The 2,133-nt window shown below is 62.7% G+C and carries 3 protein-coding genes; 2 read left to right on the forward strand and 1 reads right to left on the reverse strand.

What is annotated here, in order from left to right; all coding sequences use genetic code 11:
* A partial coding sequence (locus EN964_RS32515; protein WP_127277301.1) for an SLC13 family permease occupies positions 1 to 836 on the forward strand: 836 nt, incomplete at its 5' end.
* 76 nt (positions 837 to 912) lie between these two features.
* Here the strand turns inward: EN964_RS32515 and EN964_RS32525 are convergent.
* A complete protein-coding gene (locus tag EN964_RS32525) occupies positions 913 to 1,500 on the reverse strand; it encodes a TetR/AcrR family transcriptional regulator (RefSeq protein ID WP_164748925.1) in 588 nt (195 codons plus the stop codon).
* Positions 1,501 to 1,587: 87 nt separating this feature from the next.
* Between EN964_RS32525 and EN964_RS32530 the strand changes: the two genes are divergently transcribed.
* Positions 1,588 to 2,133, forward strand: a 546-nt coding sequence (locus EN964_RS32530) for an enoyl-CoA hydratase-related protein (RefSeq protein ID WP_127277303.1), incomplete at its 3' end; no start/stop codon positions are given.

Here is a 2,133-nt window from a genome sequence, read left to right on the forward strand (position 1 = left end):
GTGTGATCAAGCGCAACCCGATCCCCTATCTGATCGCCACCGCCACCGCGTCGAATTGCGGCAGCGTCGCCACCATCACCGGCAATCCGCAAAACATGGTCATCGGCGCGCTGTCGGGCATTTCCTATCCGGCCTTTTCGGCAGCGCTGGCTCCGGTCGCCCTTTTCGGCCTCGTCGCGGTCGTTGTCATCATCCGCATCGTCTACCGGGCCGAATTCGCCCGAACGGTCCAACTGACGCCCGAGGTCTCGCGTGGCCGCATGCACAAGGGGCAGGTGCTGAAGGCGGTGGTGGTCTGCATCGGGCTGGCAATCGCCTTCTTCGCCGGTGTGCCTGTCGCCAAGGCCGCGCTCATCGGCGGCGCCATCCTCTTGCTTACCCGGGCGATCAAGCCGGAACGCATCTACCGCGAGATCGACGGTCCGCTGCTGTTCATGTTCGCCGGTCTGTTCGTGGTCGTCGCCGGCGCCGAAAAGACGCTTCTTTCGCCAGACATGATCGCCTCGGCAAAGGACCTCGGGCTGGACGATGTCTGGCGTCTGTCCGGATTCACCGCGGTGCTTTCCAACATCATGAGCAATGTCCCGGCCGTGCTGGCGCTGCGGCCTTTCATACCCGGCCTGGAAAACCCCGAGCGCGCCTGGCTGGTCGTCGCCATGAGCTCGACACTGGCCGGCAATTTCACGCTGCTGGGTTCGGTCGCCAATCTGATCGTCGCCGAACAGGCACGCGCCGCCGGCACGACGCTGTCGTTCGGCGCTTTTTTCAAGGTCGGCTTGCCGCTGACGCTGATAACGCTGGCCGCCGGCACCGCATGGCTGGCGTTTGGGTTCTAATGCATGTCGCCCAAAAGTGGCCCCGGTTTTGGCGCAACGACATGCATAAAACCAAAGGCTTAAAGCGCGTCGCGCTTTAGACCTGGCTGCCTGAAATCCGCGCCCGCACCAGCGTCGCCGCGGCGCGGCCGGCGGCCTCGATGTAATCGGGGTTGCGGTGGATCAGCATGATCGAAAAGCAGCCGTCGATCAAAAGCACGATCTCGCGTGCCAAGGCAGGCGGCTCGCCGACGCCATGGTCCGACAAGGCGCCGGCCAGCCATGTTTCGAAATTCAGCTTGTGCCGCGCGCCGACCTTGACCGCCGGATGTCCGGGCATCGAGGCGAGTTCGGCGGCCGTGCGCAGGAAGCCGCATCCTTTCCATTTCGGGTGACGAGCGGACCTCGCCAGATTGGTGAAGATCGCCTCGACCTTGCGATCCGCGCCGCCTTCGGCGGCATCGAACCAGCCGGCCATCCGCTTCAGATTGGGTTGGTCGCGGCCATCGAGATAGGCGGCGATGAGGTCGTCCTTACTCTTGAAATGGTAGTAGAGCGTGCGTTTGGTGAGACCCGCTTCCTCGGCGACGGCATCGACGCTGACGCGACCGATTCCTTCGGCATAGAAGAGCCTGGTCGCGGCATCGACAATACGTTTGCGTGTAGGACTTTGCGTGTCAGGCATGAGCTTAGGTATACCGACTAGTGAATATACACAAGCGGAAAGGGGCATAGTCTTCCGGTCATCAGCATGATGAAGAAGGAAGAGCCAATGACCGATCTTGTCCTCAAGGAACCCCGGGATGGGATTGCCATCCTCACCCTCAATCGGCCGGAGAAGCTCAACGCCTTGAACTATGCCCTGATCGATCGCCTGCTTGCGATCCTTGACGACATTGAAGTCGATGACAGCGTTCGTGCGGTCATTCTGACCGGTGCAGGGGAGCGGGCGTTTTCGGCCGGCGGCGACATTCATGAGTTCTCGGCCAGCGTGGCGCTCGGCGTCGATGTCGCGATGCGTGATTTCGTCATGCGCGGGCAACGGCTGACGGCGAGGCTGGAAGCGTTTCGCAAACCCGTCATCGCTGCCGTCAACGGCATTGCCTTTGGTGGCGGTTGCGAAATCACCGAGGCGGTGCCGCTGGCCATCGCCAGTGACCGCGCTTTGTTCGCCAAGCCGGAAATCAACCTCGCAATGCCGCCGACCTTCGGTGGAACCCAACGCCTGCCAAGGCTCGCCGGGCGCAAGCGGGCGCTGGAGTTGCTGTTGACCGGTGACTGGTTTGCGCCGCCGCGGGCGCTTGAGTTGGGTCTCGTC

It is taken from the genome of Mesorhizobium sp. M7A.F.Ca.CA.001.10.2.1, from assembly GCF_003998575.1.
In the GTDB taxonomy this organism is placed as follows: Bacteria; Pseudomonadota; Alphaproteobacteria; order Rhizobiales; family Rhizobiaceae; genus Mesorhizobium.

Excerpts from the sequence above, each read along its gene's own strand:
- EN964_RS32525 (WP_164748925.1), bottom strand. The coding sequence starts at position 1,500 with ATGCCTGACACGCAAAGTCCTACACGCAAACGTATTGTCGATGCCGCG.